The organism is Streptomyces sp. KR55 (assembly GCF_052245645.1).
In the GTDB taxonomy this organism is placed as follows: Bacteria; Actinomycetota; Actinomycetes; order Streptomycetales; family Streptomycetaceae; genus Streptomyces; species Streptomyces flavusporus.
This window is the reverse complement of the sequence record NZ_JBQQCE010000235.1, coordinates 1-14,571: the sequence shown is the minus strand read 5'-3', so window position 1 is coordinate 14,571 and position 14,571 is coordinate 1. Positions and strand designations below refer to the sequence as shown.

Annotated in this window: 14 protein-coding genes and 1 pseudogene; 9 read left to right on the top strand and 6 right to left on the bottom strand. The window is 69.4% G+C overall.

Going from position 1 to position 14,571, the window contains the following annotated elements; all coding sequences use genetic code 11:
- Positions 1–202 precede the first annotated feature (202 nt).
- Genes ACTWQJ_RS29700 through ACTWQJ_RS29690 form a run of 3 tightly spaced genes read left to right on the top strand, consistent with a single transcriptional unit; the run spans position 203 to position 2,199 of the window.
- Entirely contained in the window at positions 203–673 is a 471-nt protein-coding gene (locus ACTWQJ_RS29700) for a cation:proton antiporter regulatory subunit (protein ID WP_443309613.1), read from the top strand.
- A 6-nt stretch (positions 674–679) separates the two neighbouring features.
- Entirely contained in the window at positions 680–1,939 is a 1,260-nt protein-coding gene (locus ACTWQJ_RS29695; RefSeq protein ID WP_443309612.1) for a cation:proton antiporter, read from the top strand.
- The gene (locus tag ACTWQJ_RS29690) at positions 1,936–2,199 is read left to right on the top strand and encodes a hypothetical protein (protein ID WP_443309611.1); all 264 of its coding nucleotides are present in this window, start codon (positions 1,936–1,938) and stop codon (positions 2,197–2,199) included. The genes ACTWQJ_RS29695 and ACTWQJ_RS29690 overlap by 4 nt, the downstream gene beginning before the upstream one ends.
- 89 nt (positions 2,200–2,288) lie before the next feature.
- Here ACTWQJ_RS29690 and ACTWQJ_RS29685 read toward each other — a convergent pair whose 3' ends face one another.
- The 3 genes from ACTWQJ_RS29685 to ACTWQJ_RS29675 form a co-directional block, all read right to left on the bottom strand.
- Positions 2,289–2,747, bottom strand: a complete 459-nt coding sequence (locus ACTWQJ_RS29685; protein WP_443309610.1) for a CBS domain-containing protein — start codon at positions 2,745–2,747, stop codon at positions 2,289–2,291.
- A gap of 269 nt (positions 2,748–3,016) precedes the next feature.
- Positions 3,017–4,072, bottom strand: a complete 1,056-nt coding sequence (locus ACTWQJ_RS29680) for a PucR family transcriptional regulator (protein WP_443309609.1) — start codon at positions 4,070–4,072, stop codon at positions 3,017–3,019.
- Positions 4,073–4,177: 105 nt separating this feature from the next.
- Positions 4,178–5,395 (bottom strand): cation:proton antiporter, encoded by a 1,218-nt coding sequence (locus tag ACTWQJ_RS29675; protein WP_443309608.1) that lies wholly within the window; start codon positions 5,393–5,395, stop codon positions 4,178–4,180.
- A 682-nt stretch (positions 5,396–6,077) separates the two neighbouring features.
- Between ACTWQJ_RS29675 and ACTWQJ_RS29670 the strand changes: the two are divergent.
- The 3 genes and pseudogenes from ACTWQJ_RS29670 to ACTWQJ_RS29660 all read left to right on the top strand — a co-directional run.
- Positions 6,078–7,083, top strand: a pseudogene (locus ACTWQJ_RS29670) (adenosylhomocysteinase); the annotation flags it as partial.
- Between the two features lie 12 nt (positions 7,084–7,095).
- The gene (locus tag ACTWQJ_RS29665) at positions 7,096–7,638 is read left to right on the top strand and encodes an NUDIX hydrolase (protein ID WP_443309607.1); all 543 of its coding nucleotides are present in this window, start codon (positions 7,096–7,098) and stop codon (positions 7,636–7,638) included.
- 87 nt (positions 7,639–7,725) lie between these two features.
- Entirely contained in the window at positions 7,726–8,067 is a 342-nt protein-coding gene (locus ACTWQJ_RS29660; RefSeq protein WP_443309606.1) for a MaoC/PaaZ C-terminal domain-containing protein, read from the top strand.
- A 41-nt stretch (positions 8,068–8,108) separates the two neighbouring features.
- On the opposite strand, the gene ACTWQJ_RS29655 is transcribed toward ACTWQJ_RS29660, so the two are convergent.
- A complete protein-coding gene (locus ACTWQJ_RS29655) occupies positions 8,109–9,176 on the bottom strand; it encodes a LysR family transcriptional regulator (RefSeq protein ID WP_443309605.1) in 1,068 nt (355 codons plus the stop codon).
- A gap of 95 nt (positions 9,177–9,271) precedes the next feature.
- Here ACTWQJ_RS29655 and ACTWQJ_RS29650 point away from each other — a divergent pair, with 95 nt between their 5' ends.
- Positions 9,272–10,717 (top strand): MFS transporter, encoded by a 1,446-nt coding sequence (locus ACTWQJ_RS29650; protein WP_443309604.1) that lies wholly within the window; start codon positions 9,272–9,274, stop codon positions 10,715–10,717.
- A gap of 13 nt (positions 10,718–10,730) precedes the next feature.
- Here ACTWQJ_RS29650 and ACTWQJ_RS29645 read toward each other — a convergent pair whose 3' ends face one another.
- On the bottom strand, positions 10,731–11,324 hold the full coding sequence (locus ACTWQJ_RS29645; protein ID WP_443309603.1) for a TetR/AcrR family transcriptional regulator: 594 nt from the start codon (positions 11,322–11,324) through the stop codon (positions 10,731–10,733).
- Between the two features lie 130 nt (positions 11,325–11,454).
- Between ACTWQJ_RS29645 and ACTWQJ_RS29640 the strand changes: the two genes are divergently transcribed.
- The gene (locus ACTWQJ_RS29640; protein ID WP_443309602.1) at positions 11,455–12,102 is read left to right on the top strand and encodes a peroxiredoxin-like family protein; all 648 of its coding nucleotides are present in this window, start codon (positions 11,455–11,457) and stop codon (positions 12,100–12,102) included.
- A gap of 11 nt (positions 12,103–12,113) precedes the next feature.
- On the opposite strand, the gene ACTWQJ_RS29635 is transcribed toward ACTWQJ_RS29640, so the two are convergent.
- Positions 12,114–13,076 carry a GlxA family transcriptional regulator gene (locus ACTWQJ_RS29635; RefSeq protein WP_443309601.1) on the bottom strand — a complete coding sequence of 321 codons (963 nt, stop codon included), beginning with the start codon at positions 13,074–13,076 and terminating at the stop codon, positions 12,114–12,116.
- Between the two features lie 70 nt (positions 13,077–13,146).
- Here ACTWQJ_RS29635 and ACTWQJ_RS29630 point away from each other — a divergent pair, with 70 nt between their 5' ends.
- Positions 13,147–13,989, top strand: coding sequence for an alpha/beta fold hydrolase (locus tag ACTWQJ_RS29630; RefSeq protein WP_443309600.1), 843 nt, complete (start codon positions 13,147–13,149; stop codon positions 13,987–13,989).
- Positions 13,990–14,571 lie beyond the last annotated feature (582 nt).

Genomic DNA, 14,571 nt, shown 5'->3' with positions numbered 1-14,571 from the left:
CCAGACCCGGCGGATACACCCAGGTCAACAACCCAAGACCCGATAACTCCGGCACACCCTCGGCCACCGACACCACCCCCGAGACGGTCCCAGCAGACTACGCCCGCAAGTTAACGCAACGGCATTGTCGCTAGGGTGTCATTAAAGATTGCCCAAAGAAACGCCGGAACCAGACAGGGAGACAGTCGTGGGCGCTGCGCGCATGAGCAGTACGCCGTTGCCGGGGATCGGGGTCCGCTACGACCTGACCACGCGGGAGCAGCGTCCCCTGTCGGTGGTGGCGCACCGGGACGGGTCACGGACGCTGAGCGCGTACCGCAAGGACGATCCGGACGCCTGCGCGCTGTCCGTGCGGCTGACCTCAGGTGAGGCGGCGGCCCTCATCGACGCACTCATGCCGGCGCATCACAGTCCGAGCCTGCTGTCGACGACCGAGTTGGGGCTGGTGGCCGAGCGGATCGAGCTGTCGGCGACGTCGCACTGGAACGGGCGTGTGCTGGGCGAGACCCGGATGCGCACCGAGACCGGTGTGTCGATCGTGGCGGTGCTGCGGCGGGCCGAGGCGATCCCGTCCCCGGGGCCGGACTTCCGGCTGGCCGGCGGGGACACCCTGATCGTGATCGGCACCCGTGAGGGCGTCGAGGCCGCCGCGGCGATACTCGGGCGGGAGTGATCTGCGGTGCACTCGTCTGCGGTCTTCCTGATCGAGTTCGGCGCGATCATCCTCGGTTTGGGGCTGCTGGGCCGGTTCGCCGGACGTTTCCAGTTCTCCCCGATCCCCTTGTATCTGCTGGCCGGGCTCGCCTTCGGCGAGGGTGGGCTTCTGCCGCTGGGCACCAGTGAGGAGTTCGTGGCGATCGGCGCCGAGATCGGCGTGATCCTGCTGCTGCTCATGCTCGGCCTGGAGTACACCGCCAGCGACCTGGTCTCCAACCTCAAGACCCAGTACCCGGCCGGTCTCGTCGACGCCGCACTCAACGCCCTGCCCGGGGCCGCGATGGCGTTGCTGCTGGGCTGGGGGCCGGTGGCGGCGGTGGTGCTGGCCGGGGTGACCTGGATCTCCTCATCCGGCGTGATCGCCAAGGTTCTCGGAGATCTCGGGCGGCTCGGCAACCGAGAGACCCCCGTCATCCTGAGCATCCTGGTCCTGGAAGACCTCTCCATGGCCGTCTACCTGCCGATCATCACCGCGCTGCTGGCCGGGACGAGTCTCGCGGCGGGCAGTGTCACCCTGGCCATCGCGCTCGGTGCGGCCGGGCTGGTGCTGGTGCTGGCGGTGCGTTACGGGCGGCACATCTCCCGGTTCGTCTCCAGCGACGACCCCGAGAAACTGCTGCTGGTGGTGCTCGGCCTCACCCTGCTGGTCGCGGGAATCGCGCAGGAACTCCAGGTCTCCGCCGCCGTGGGAGCCTTCTTGGTCGGCATCGCCCTGTCCGGCGAGGTCGCCGAAGGCGCCCATAACCTCCTGGCCCCGCTGCGGGACCTGTTCGCCGCGGTGTTCTTCGTCTTCTTCGGCCTGCACACCGACCCGTCGAGCATTCCGCCGGTGCTGGTGCCTGCGCTCGCCCTGGCCGTGGTCACCGCACTGACGAAGATCGCCACCGGCTACTGGGCCGCGAAGCGGGCCGGCGTCTCGGCCAAGGGCCGCTGGCGGGCGGGCGGCACGCTGGTCGCCCGCGGCGAGTTCTCCATCGTGATCGCCGGGCTCGCCGTCACCGCCGGGATCGAGCCCTCCCTGGGCCCGCTGGCCACGGCGTACGTCCTGATCCTCGTCATCCTCGGCCCGCTCACCGCCCGCTACACCGAACCCGTGGCTCTGCGGCTGACGAGCCGACTGGGCAAGTCCGAACCGGCGGGCAGCACACCGGCCGAGGGTGAGGCGCCGTTCGCGGAGCCGAAGGAAGCTGTGGACGATCACGATACGGTCGGCCGGTCATGAGCGAGGACGGCTGGGCGGCGCTGACAGAGCGGGACACAGTCCTGGTACTCGCCGCCCTGGCCGTCTACCTCGGTGGCGTCATCGGGATCGCCCGGAACCTGCCGAGGGTGCTGCGGCGCAGTGCGGCATGGCACCGGGATACAGAACTGCACGCCGCGTCCAGCGCCTTCGCCCTCACGGTGCTGATCGTGCCGTGGCCGGTGAGCCTCGTTTACCTGGCGTGGCGCATGGCGGTCAGGCGGCGCAGTCGTACCAACTGACTCAGGGCGGCATGACGGTGAGGTCCTCTGCCGCCGGTGGCGACGAGACACCCTGCCCGAGGTCGGACGGATCGCGTCATCCCCCCGCCTCATCCCTGTGTGAGGAAGTGCTCCATCAGCCGGGCTGCCGTGATCGCTCCCACCGTCCGCGTTTCCTGGCCGTCGCTCTCAACGACCGCTACCAGCGGCGTGTGCGTACGGATCATCAACGCGGCCACCTGTGCGGCACCCGTATCCGGCCCCACGACGGTCGGCAGGGTGCGGTGGCGGGGCAGCCACTGCGCGACGGTGAGTCCCTCAAGCTTCTCCGCAAGCCGTTCCACCTCGGAGTCGTGCAGGGCGAGGGCCTGCGCGGAATCCTCCAGTGCGTAGTCCGGGACGACGACTCGCAGCAGCTGCGATCCCGGCACGATCGCGTACGGCCGCTGATCGGCATCGAGAACGAGCAGGGCCGGGAGCCGCCGTTCCACGAACAAGCGGGCCGCCGTCACCGCGTCGTCGTCGGCGGAGACCGCCGGATACGGCTCGGCCAGGTCACGTGCTCGCATGCGCGGTCTCCTCTCCTCCGCCGACGCGAAGGGAGCAGAGCCGCGAACACGGCGGTACGGACACCAACCGCCGCATTCCCAGGGGCCTCACCCGGCCGACGCGTACGTAGAGATCTCGTGAACAGCCGACCAGACTTCCCGGCACACCACTACCGACTGTACCGGCGTTGCCTCCGCTGGTCATCGGACGCGTTCCTGTGGTGCCCACCGTCCGCCGGGGCCTGCCTCACAACGGCCAGGAGATGACTCCCCAGGCGGAACGATGCGGATCACAGAGGTCTGGTCGGCCAGTCGAGCAGGCGGGCGCCGATGACCGCGGTCTGCAGGGTGTAGCGGTGGGCGGGGTCGGTGGGGTCGGCGCCGGTGAGGGTGTGGATGCGCTCCAGACGGTAGGTCAGGGCTCTTACGCTCAGTGACAGTCGGCGGGCGGTTTCGGCGGCCACGCAGCCCGTTTCGAAGTAGGCGGTCAACGTGTCGAGGAGGGGCTGGGCTCCGCCGCGGGCATGCTCCAGCGGGCTGAGGGTGCTGCGTACGAGATCCATCAGCGCCTGCCGATCACGGGCGAGGACGGGGAAGACCAGCAGGTCGACGGCGCGCAGCAGCGGGTCTTCGAAACCCATGCGCTGGGCGACGTCGAGGGCGTTGAGGGCTTCTTCGTAGCTGTGTCCGATCCCCACGGCACCGGGCCAGGGGCGGCCGATGGCGACCTGGCCACCGTCGGTGGCGACATGGGCCTGTTTGGCGAAGTAGGCCAGGACGTCGCCCTGGTCGCCGGGGGCGATGCAGACCATCCGTCCGTCCTTGGTGGTGAACAGGATCCGCCGGTTCTCGAACCGGCCGAACAGGGCGTCCTCCACCTGGCGCGGCACGGGGTCGGTCTCGTCGTACTTGGCGGGGCCCTCGGCGACGGCAACCGCGTGGGCGCGTGACAGACGCAGCCCGAACCGTTCCGCACGTGCGGCGAGGTGTCCGGGGTCGCCGCGTCCGTGGAGCAGGTCGTCGATGAACTCGCGTCTGGCTGCTTCTTCTTGCCGTATGACGAGGCGCTGTGCGCGCTCATATCCGTCCGCGAAGGCGTCCATAGCCTGTGCGATGACGGACACGACACTGTCCGGGGTTGCTGCGGTGGGCCAGCAAGTTCGGCTGGCCGTGAGATGTTCGCGCACCAGCACACGCCATCCGTAGCCCGACGCCGCGGCTTTCGCGCCCAACTCGCGGCGGGATTGCAGTTCGTCACGGGTAAGGCGGCGGCCGGTGGTGGAGGCTTCCGCCAGGATCTGGACGTAGCCGTCGAGGAACTCGCCAAGTGTGTCGTGCGCGGTCATGTGCCCCTCCTGCCAGATGCCAGAGTGCGGGTCCCCACGGTTGCGGAGCCGTTCGTTACTGGTGCGGCTGCACAGTCGAAAGCGCCGCTTCCTACTGGAAAGTGCTCAGACATGGGCGTGGGTCTTTGCCCGCTCCGCGTCGACGGGGGCGGAGACCGGTGCCGACGCGGTGGACCGACGGGTGAGGCGGCGAGCCAGCGGCTCGGTGTAGCGGGCGGTGAGCGGGCCGACGATGACGAGGATCAGGACGTAGGCGGTGGCCAGCGGGCCGATACGGGGCTCGACGCCGACGGCGAGTCCGGCGATGACGATGGAGAACTCGCCGCGGGCGACGAGGGTGCCGCCGGCTCGCCAGCGGCCCGCACCCTGGATTCCGACGCGGCGTGCGGCGTACCAGCCGGTGGCGACCTTCGTCAGGGCGGTGACGATGGCGAGCAGGAAAGCGGGGACGAGGACGGGCGGGATGTCGGCGGGGTCGGTGGACAGGCCGAAGAAGACGAAGAAGACGGCGGCGAACAGGTCCCGCAGCGGGGTGAGGAGGTTGCTGGCGCCTTCGGCGACCTCGCCGGACAGGGCGATGCCGACGAGAAAGGCTCCGACGGCCGCCGAGACCTGGAGTTCCTGGGCGATGCCGGCGACCAGCAGGGTCAGGCCCAGCACGACCAGCAGCAGCATCTCGGCGTTGTCGGAAGAGACCGCGCGGCTGATCAGCCGTCCGTGGCGCAGGGCGACGTAGAGGACGGCCCCGACCGTGCCCAAGGAGATCAGCAGGGTGACGGTGCCGCCGACCAGGCTGACGCCTGCGAGCAGGGCGGTGAGGATCGGCAGGTAGAGGGCCATGGCGAGATCCTCGATGACGAGGACGCCGAGGACGACGGGGGTTTCGCGGTTGCCGAGCCGGCGCAGGTCTCCGAGGACCTTGGCGATCACCCCGGAGGAGGAGATCCAGGTGACGCCGGCCAGCGCGACAGCGGCCACCGGACCCCATCCCAGGAGCAGTGCGGCGATGGCGCCCGGCACGGCGTTGAGCACGAAGTCGACTGCACCCGAGGGGTATTGGGTCTTGAGGTTGGTGACGAGTTCGGAGGCGCTGTACTCCAGGCCGAGCAGGAGCAGCAGCAGGATGACGCCGATTTCGGCACCGGTGGCGGTGAACTCCTCGCTGGCGTTGAGCGGGAGGATGCCGCCGTGGCCGAAGGCGAGTCCGGCGAGGAGGTAGAGGGGTATGGGGGAGAAGCCCACTCGTCCTGCGAGGCGTCCCAGCAGTCCCAGGGCGAGGATGATGGCCCCGAGTTCGATGAGCATGGCGGTGGTGTTGTGCACGGGCGTCTCCTCCGGTTCGGTTCGGCGACGGCGTCAGTGCCTTCTTGGCTACGGGCGGCGCGCGGGCGCTGCCGGTGAGGTCGGCGATACGGCCGGGCGTAGGCAGTGCTGGGTCAGGCCGAGTAGGCATGACCGAGGGGGCCCGGTGTACTCGTGTGCCGCAGGGCACAAGCAGGTCAGTGTCTGACCGGGCGGCGGTGTGCGTTCAGTCGGGCAACACTTGGTGCGTGCGTCGGACCGGGGGATCAGACGCTGGGAACGGCGCGGTCCTGTTCAGGCACGCTGTCACGAGCGGTTGCGGGCACATCAACGGCCCGGACAACTCGATCCATGTCACGCCCCCATCGCACCGAGATCCAGAAACCCTGGAAAACAAACCCCACAGAATGAGCGAGCAGCCGCTCAATGGAGCGTCAAGGCTCGGTAAAGAAGCATACCGCACGACTAATGACACATAGAGAGCATTCGACTACAGAACGACAGCAAAGGGAGCAGGGATCGCGGCAATTCACCGAACGAGTGTCCGCTCAGGGCAGCGCGCCCAGGGGTTGGGCTGGTTGTCGGCTGCACTCTGTGGGGCGTCATTCGGTCCGTGCGGGGGTGGCGGTCTCGGGTTCGGGGGCGCCGTGTTCGCCGAGCCAGCGGGCGAGTTTGCCACGTCGGCCGATGGCACGGAGTCGGCGCCTTCGTACGAGGAGTGGGCGCCGTCAGCGACCTGCGCGCCGTGCTCCCCAAGCCGAAGTCCGTGCACGGCCAGGCGCTACGGCAGGTCGAAGCCGACGGGTACGCCTGCGACAAGCTGACCCGCGAACTGTTCACCGACCCCGACCGGGCTCTGCGCTACTTCGAGGAACGTGCCCCCGCCGCCAGGTCGTCCTCCTCGACGTCGGTGGCTACTTCGCCCCCACTCTCGACGCCCTGTGCGACCGCTTCTCCGGCCAGATCCTCGGCGTCGTCGAGGACACCGAGAACGGCCACCGCCGCTACGCCGACCACGACAAACTCCCCTGCCCCGTACTCTCCGTGGCCCGCTCCCCGCTGAAGGACCCCGAGGACTTCCTCGTCGGCCAGTCCGTTGTCTTCTCCACCGAGGCGCTGATGCGCGGCCGCGGCGACATCCTGCACGGCCGCACCGCTCTCGTGATCGGCTTCGGCAAGCTGGGCAGCTCCATCGCCCGGCTGCTGCACGCCAAGGGCATCCGCGTCACTGTCTACGACATCGACCCGGTACGCCGCACCCAGGCGCTCTCCCAGGGCTTCACCGTCGCCCGCGACCGCGCGAGCGGACTCGAGGACGCCGGCCTCGTCCTGTGCGCCACCGGATCCCTCTCACTTAGAGGTGAGGACTTCGCCCGACTGCGCAACGGGGCGTACGTCGCCACCGTCACCAGCAGCGAGGACGAACTCGAACTCGCTGGACTGCCCGACGTCTACGAGCGGGCCACCATCGGCGACCACGTCACCCGCTACCTCACACCGGCCACTACTTCTACCTCCTCAACGGAGACAACGCCGTCAACTTCCTGCACGGCGCCAGCGTGGGACCGTTCATCTTCCTCGTCCAGGCCGAGATACTCGCCGCTTCCACCGCCCTCGCCCGCGGCGGACTCAACCCCGGACTGCACGAAATCCCGCCTGCCGACCGCGCCACCATCGCCGGCACCTGGCTCGACTACTTCAACCGCTAGGAGACCCTGCCCATGCCCATTACCGCAGCCCACATCCGCTCTACGCTCGACGACTACCTCGGCGCCCACCCCGACGAGAAGAGCCCTCTCGCCTCACTCGCCGAGCTCCTCGACGCCGGAGCCGAACTCACCTCACGTAAGGAATTCCGCGGTCACGTCACGGCCGGCGCCATCCTGGCCGACCCCGACGGACGTATCCTCCACATCCGCCACCTCGCGCTGCAGCGCCGGCTGCTGCCGGGCGGCCACTTGGAGGCCGATGACGACACCCTTCTCAGCGCTGCACAGAGGGAGTTGACCGAGGAGACGGGCATTCCGGCCTCTGTAGTCACCCCGGCCGGTCACAGGCCAATCCACATCGACGCCCATTCGATCCCCGCCAACCCGGCGAAGGAAGAACCCGAACATCGCCACTTCGACTTCCGCTTCCTCTTCCGCACGTCCGCCGACGTCGTCGAGCTGCGGACCGAGGAAGTCACCGCAGCGGCTTGGCGTGACGCAGACACCATTGCCGATGTGGCGCTGAGGGACCGGGTGCTGCGCGCCTTGCGTTGACCGCACTCTGGAGGGGGGCAGGAAGGCACGCAGCCAAACTCCTCCACAGCACAGGCGAAGTGCTCACGTGGCAGGGCCGCCAAGTGTGTGGCAGAGGTCAACGCGGGGGTCGGATCGGAGGCCGCCGCTACCGGCCCCTTCAAGGGGCTCATCGCCAGCGGCTGGCACGCCACGTCCATGATGATGCGGCTGTACGCCCGACCACTACGTCAGCAAGGTCGCCGGTGCCTGGAGTCCCTTCGTGTCGACGAGCTGCGCTGGATTCAGCCGGTGCGTCCCGGCGACAGCCTGTCCATCCGTACCGACGATCCGCGCGGCCCGCCCATCGCGTTCGAAGCTGGATCGCGGCCTGGTCCACACCGACATCGAAGTCCTCAACCAGCACGGCGACGTCGTGCTCACACTCACCGCGATGAATCTGCTGCGTAGGCGAGACACGGCCTGAGAGCCGGGTACGTGATCGATCGCTGTCAGGCGGCCCGGTCGGATACGTCGGGGGTCTCGGGGCCGCCGGGGACGAGGTCTTCGAAGGCCGAGCGGGCCGTCGCGAGGAACGCCGCCACGCTCGGCCGCGCTTCGGCCTTGCGCAGCCATGTCATCGTGACCGAGGTCCGCGCGGCGCTGCCCGCCAGCGGAATCGCGATCACTTCGCCGCGGGCGGCAGCCCCGGCCACAGCTGTCGTCGGCAGCAGGGCGCATCCCATTCCTGCCGCGGCGCACTGAGACAGCGCGGCCATGCTCGCGACCTCCGCGTCGATGGCTGGGGCGTCGGGCCCCAGGGAGCGGATGAGGTCGTCGAGCATCTCCCGGAAGCCGCAGCCTCGGGGCGTGGCGAGGAACGTCTCACCGCGGAGGTCGACGCCGGCCACCTGCTGGTGGGCGGCGAGCCGGTGACCTGGGGGCGCAACGACCACGAGCTGCTCGGTGGTGAGGCTTTCGCTGGCCAGGAGCTCGTCGTCCGGTGCCCGGCCGAAGGTGAACGCGACGTCGATCTCGCCGCGCCGCACGCCCTCGTACAGTTCGCCGCGCCCGCCGGGGCGCAAGGCCACCTGGACGCGCGGGTGGGCGCGGCGGTAGGGGGCGAGGACGGCCGGGAGGCGGTGGGCGCACAGGGTCTCCAGGCCGCCGACGGTCAGCAGGCCGCCCGGTTCCTGGGCCTCGTCGCTCACGGCGGTACGGGCCTGCTGGGCGAGGAGCAGCATCTGGTCCGCGTACTCGACGAGCCGCTCGCCCGCGGGGGTAAGTGACAGCTTGCGGCGGGTGCGGTCGAAGAGCTTCGTGGCCAGCTCGGATTCGAGAGCCTGGATCTGTTCGGTGACGCTGGACTGGGCGTAGTGCAACTCGGCAGCGGCACGGGTGAAGTTGAGTGTCCGCGCCACGGTCCGGAACGTCAGCAGGTGACGCAGTTCCACAGCCGGTCCCGCCCTTCTCCTCGGCCTCGCCTCGATCTCGGCTTCGACCTGATCGGCTCTGCCGATGGTCGCCATCGGCAGAGCCCGCTTCTTCAACTGGCTTCTCGTTGCAAGGATTTCAGCCACCGCCCCCGGTGTACAACCGGTCCCGGTGATCCTCCGGCCTGCTCAGCGTGCGGGCCCGGCCCGCGGTGAACTCGCTTCTCCTTGGAAGGACGCGCATGTCCAGCAAGTCAGCACTCTCCCTCAACTCCCCTCCTCAGGGCGGCCCGGCAGTCTCCCGGCGGCGTGGCCCGCTGCTGGTCGGGCTCTCCCTCGGCTACTTCATGGTCATGCTGGACACCACGGTCGTCACCGTGGCGCTGCCCGCCATCGGCAGGGACCTGTCGGGCTCGCTCAGCTCCCTGCAGTGGGTGTCCAGCGGGTACACCCTCACGTTCGCCGCCTTCCTGCTCAGCGCGGGGGCGCTCTGCGACCGGCACGGCGGCCGCAGGGTGTTCCTGATCGGTCTGGGGTTGTTCGGCCTACTGTCGGGCGGCTCGGCGGTGGTGGGATCCATGGGCGCGTTGATCGTGCTGCGGGCCCTGCTCGGGGTGGCGGGTGCCCTGCTGCTGCCCACCTCGCTCGCGATCATCGCCCACGCCTACACCGAACCGGCGGCACGGGCCCGGGCCATGGGCGCCTGGGCAGCCATCAGCGGCAGCGCGTTGGCGGCCGGACCGCTGGTCGGCGGCGTCCTCACCGACACGCTCGGCTGGCAGGCCATCTTCCTGCTCAACGTTCCGGTCGCCTTGGTCAGCATCGCCCTCACGGCCAAGCACGCTCCGACAAGCACCCCCAGGCCGTCGAAGGGGCTTGATCTGCCAGGGCAGGTCGCGGCCGTGCTGGCGCTGGCGGGGCTCACCTACGGACTGGTCGAGAGCGGGCCGGAAAGCTGGGGATCGTCCCAAGTGCTGGGCGGGCTCGGGGTGTTCGTGGTGGCTGGCTGGCTGTTCGTTATGGCCGAGCGGCGCCCGGAGACGTCGCGTCACGCCCCCATGCTGCCGCTCGGCATGTTCCGCAACCGGACGCTGTCCGCGGGCCTGTTCGCCGGCGCACTGGTCAACTTCGGGCTCTCCGGTGTGCTCTTCGTGCTCTCGCTGTTCTTCCAGGCGGCGCACGGCTACTCGGCGTTCGCCACCGGCATCGCCTTCCTGCCCCTCACACTGCCGACGGCCTTCAACCCGATCTTCACCGGTCGCCTCGTAGGCCGGATCGGTGCCCGCAGGCCCGCCATCGCCGGATTCCTGATGATGGGCGTCGGCGTCCTGATCCAATCCGCGTTCACCTCGGACTCGCCTGCGTCACTCGTGGCGATGGGGGTCGGCCTGCTGGTGCTCGGCTTCGGGGTCTCCTTCGCGATCCCGCCACTGATGACCGGGGTGGTGGGTTCGGTCGCCAAGGAGCAGTCGGGGATCGCCTCGGGCGCGCTGAACTCGGCACGGCAGACGGGGGCAGTGCTGGGCGTGGCCGTCCTCGGCACGGTGATCGGCACGGCGCCCTCGGTCGGCGACGGGACGCGGCTCGCCCTCGTGGTGGCCGGGGTCATGCTGCTCGTCGGCGCAGGCGTGGTCGCCGGTTTCATCGGGCGGTCTCCGCGACAGCCGGGCACGGCCACCGCGAAGTGAGGCCCCGGCGCTCTCAGCCCGGGGCCCGGAGCGAGTCGAGAGCCGCATCGACGGTGCGGCTCAGGGAACGTGCGTCGCCGCCCGCCCGCGACCGCACGTTCACACCGTACGCGAGCAGCGCGAGCAGCTCAGTCGCCGAGGCCGGATCGACAGAAGCTGCCAACTGCCCATCCTTTCTTGCCGTTTCGAGCGCGGAGCGCAGCGCGTCGCACAGCCCCTGGTGGTGCCGGTCGAGAACGGCCAGCACCTCCAGGTCGTCGCTCTCCGCGCCCGCGTGCGCGTTGGACACCAGGCAGCCCCAGCGCGCGTGCTCTCCCGACGTACGCGCGCTGATCAGGCCGCGGAAGAAGTCCGCGACCGCGGGCAGCCCTCGCCCGTCCTCGGCGAGCTGCCGGAAGACGGGCTGCGAGCGAGCCGCCACATAGCGGTTCAGTGCGGCGAGGTAGAGCTGCCGCTTGCCGCCGTATGTGGAGTAAAGGCTGGAGCGGTTGAGCCCCGTGGCGTTCACGATGTCCTGCACGCCGGTGGCCGCCACGCCCTGCTTCCAGAACAGGCGGACCACCATCTCCAGGGTCGCGTCCGGATCGAAGTGCTTGATGTCCGCCATGCCTCACCTCACCACCATCTTGGAACAGTGGTTTCAAGATACCGCCCCGACCGCTATCTTGAAACGAGCGTTCCGAGTTCTCGGGGCGGGCCCTTCACACCTGCCCCCACACGGGAAGGACACCGCCCTCATGACCCTCAACGCAGAACTGCGTGCCTTCTACGAAGCCCGCCAGCAGCAGATCCCCGCCGAGGTGCGCGAGATCATGCAGCGGGCCGGCACCGAACTCGCCGCGTCCGGCCAGACCGACCGCGCCCTCACCGCCGACGCGCAGGCCCCGCGCTTCACGCTGCCCTCCGCGACCGGCGAGACCGTCACCCTCGACCGGCTCCTCGCCCAAGGCCCGGTCGTGCTCACCTTCTACCGCGGCGCCTGGTGCCCGTACTGCAACATCGCGCTGCGCTCCCTCCAGCAGCACCACACCGCCATCATCGATCGGGGCGCCCAACTCGTCGCCGTATCCCCGCAGATCCCCGACGAGTCACTGTCCCTGGCCGAGAAGCACGCCCTGGACTTCACCGTCCTCAGCGACGTCGGTTCCGACACCGCCAAGGCGTACGGCCTCGCCTTCGACCTGCCAGACGACCTCGCCGCCGTCTACGACAAGCTCGGCTTCGACCTCCACCGCGTCAACGGCGGCCACCCGCGCACCCTCCCGCTCCCCGCGACGTACGTCATCGACCAGACCGGCACCGTCCGCTGGGCGTTCGCCGACACCGACTACACCAAGCGCGCCGAACCGGCCGACATCATCGCCGCGCTCGACGCCCTGCGCTGAGGCGCCGTCCGTCAAGTAGCCGCCCGAGTTTGGCTGAAGATGCGCCGGTAAGCGCCGGGTGTGGTGCTCAGATGCGCCCGGAAGCGGCGGCGCAGGTTGACTGCCGAAGTGAGTCCGACGCGGGTGGCGATGGCTTCGACCGGCAGGTCGGTCTGTTCCAGCAATACCCGTGCTGCGTCGAGGCGTTGGCGCAACAGCCACTGCCCCGGGCTGACGCCGAGTTGTTCGGTGAAGCGCCGGGCGAGGGTTCGGATGGACAGCCCGGCTCGTTCGGCGAGCCGGTCCAGGGTCAGCGGAGAGTCGAGGTGGGACGTGGCCCACTCCAGCAGTGGCGCCAGTGACTCGTCCGTCCTCGCCGGGGCAGGCTGTGCGGCGTACTGGAGTTGGCTGCCCTCCCGGTGTGGGGGCAGGACCATGTTCCGGGCGATCTGTGCAGCGTAGGCGGCCCCGTGGTCAGAACGCACCAGGTGAAGGCACAGGTCGATGCCCGCGCCGGTTCCGGCGCTGGTGGCCACGTCGCCGTGGTCCACGTAGAGCACGTCCGGATCCACCTCCACCTGGGAGAAAGCGGCGGCGAGGTGAGGCGCGTGGCGCCAGTGGGTGCTGGCGCGGCGGCCGTCGAGCAGTCCGGCCCGGGCGAGGACAAACGCCCCCGTGCAGATGGCGACGATCCTGGCCCCGCGCCGGTGGGCGGCCCGCAGCGCCGCGATGACGGTCGGTGGCACCGGCGCGCTGGGCGGCTGCCAGCCGGGGACGACCACGGTGTCCGCCTCCTCCAGGGCCGACAGCCCCGCGTCGACGAGCATCGGGTAACCGATGGTGGTCCGCAGCGGTCCGGGGCGCTCGGCACAGATCCGGAAGCTATAGCGGGCAGGCACATCCGGCAGGACGGTGCCGAAGACCTCGGCAGCGCAGCCGAGCTCGAAAGGCGACTGCGGCGGATTGAGCAGGGCCACCACCCGGTGAAGACTCATGGCAAGAATGTACCCCCAGGTGTCTTTTCGGACTCTCGGCAGGGAGATCGACTCCGGTCACAGTGGTCCCATGAGTGAAACCACCGAAACGACAGTGGTCAGGAGCGCAGTCCAGGTCGACGGCGAAACGGCCAGCTACCTGACCGCCGGGCGGCAGGACGGCCAGCCCGTGCTGCTGCTGCACGGAACGTACTGGAGCCGGGTCTGGCTCCCGGTACTGGACCACCTCGCCGACGCGGGGCTGCGGCCCTTCGCGGCCGACCTCCCCGGGCTGGGACGCTCGGGCGGCGAGCTCACCCTGGAAACGGCCACGGTCCCGGCCCTTGCGGACTGGGTGACACGGTTCGCGTCCGCGCTGAAGCTCTCCGGGCCGATCGCCGTGGCGGGCCACGACATCGGCGGCGCCGTCGCCCAGCACCTCCTCGCCCACAACCGACTGGAGGTGCCGCGGCTGGCCCTGCTCAACTCGGTCCTATACGACTCCTGGCCAGTGCCTGGCGTAGCCCGGTTCCGGGACGCGGAGGTCGTCGCGGCGACCACCGCCGATGAAGTTCTCGCCGCCCGCCGACAGGCCGTGGCAGCGGCACTGGCCGGTGCCGCCACCGAGCCGTTGATCGCGGACTACCTGGATCCGTGGACCGATGGGCGGGTCCGCCGCTCCTGGATGGCCATGGCGGGCGCAGCCGACAACCGCTACACCCTTGACCTCGTTCCCGCCCTGCAGCGGTCCACCACGCCCAAGTTGCTGATCTGGGGCGAGGACGACGGCTTCCAGAAGGTGGAATACGCCGAGCGGTTCACCTCGGAGATGCCGCACACCACGCTCGTACGCATCCCGGATGCGGGGCACATCCCCACGGAGAACGCTCCTGACCAGATCGGCCGCGCGCTCGCCGGCTTCTTCACGGCTTAGAGGCATTACGGCCACCCGGCTTTGAGGCCGATGGGCCAGAGGCTGCCACGGGCAAACTGGTGTCGATCGCTCGGCCCTCGCTGACACGAAGCGTCGTGGTTCGAGCCCCACGCAAGCACGCTGGGAGCCGATTGGGAGCCGACTTGCTCCCCAAGCCCCTTCCACACACCACGCGAGACCGATCGAGACCATGCCCCTGACCAGGGAAAACGCCACGCCCGCAGGCAAGATCAGTAACCGAACCTCATTCGGGACGAAGAGGTCGTGGGTTCGAATCCCGCCACCCCGACGCTGGTCAGAGGCCCATTCGTATGATCGCGGATGGGCCTCTTTCATGCTCGGGGGCCAAACAGGGGGCCACAGCATGTAGATCAAGCCCCTGGATCGGTCTCATGTCTCCCTCCATGAGCCAGTCGGCCAGATCGTCGACGAGGGTCTGTACGCATCGCGGTCACGTCCCATTACTCCTATGTCAAGCAGCCACTGCGAGCGTGTTCACGTGGTCGTGTGACGCTTGGGCATCGTGCTGGAGGGCTCGGTAGACGACGTCGGACAGTCGGCGTTTGAGGGCACGGAGCGCTT

Excerpts from the sequence above, each read along its gene's own strand:
- ACTWQJ_RS29635 (WP_443309601.1), bottom strand. The coding sequence starts at position 13,076 with ATGAGTCTTCACCGGGTGGTGGCCCTGCTCAATCCGCCGCAGTCGCCT.
- ACTWQJ_RS29630 (WP_443309600.1), top strand. The coding sequence starts at position 13,147 with ATGAGTGAAACCACCGAAACGACAGTGGTCAGGAGCGCAGTCCAGGTC.
- ACTWQJ_RS29690 (WP_443309611.1), top strand. The coding sequence starts at position 1,936 with ATGAGCGAGGACGGCTGGGCGGCGCTGACAGAGCGGGACACAGTCCTG.
- ACTWQJ_RS29685 (WP_443309610.1), bottom strand. The coding sequence starts at position 2,747 with ATGCGAGCACGTGACCTGGCCGAGCCGTATCCGGCGGTCTCCGCCGAC.
- ACTWQJ_RS29700 (WP_443309613.1), top strand. The coding sequence starts at position 203 with ATGAGCAGTACGCCGTTGCCGGGGATCGGGGTCCGCTACGACCTGACC.
- ACTWQJ_RS29640 (WP_443309602.1), top strand. The coding sequence starts at position 11,455 with ATGACCCTCAACGCAGAACTGCGTGCCTTCTACGAAGCCCGCCAGCAG.
- ACTWQJ_RS29665 (WP_443309607.1), top strand. The coding sequence starts at position 7,096 with ATGCCCATTACCGCAGCCCACATCCGCTCTACGCTCGACGACTACCTC.
- ACTWQJ_RS29680 (WP_443309609.1), bottom strand. The coding sequence starts at position 4,072 with ATGACCGCGCACGACACACTTGGCGAGTTCCTCGACGGCTACGTCCAG.
- ACTWQJ_RS29645 (WP_443309603.1), bottom strand. The coding sequence starts at position 11,324 with ATGGCGGACATCAAGCACTTCGATCCGGACGCGACCCTGGAGATGGTG.
- ACTWQJ_RS29650 (WP_443309604.1), top strand. The coding sequence starts at position 9,272 with ATGTCCAGCAAGTCAGCACTCTCCCTCAACTCCCCTCCTCAGGGCGGC.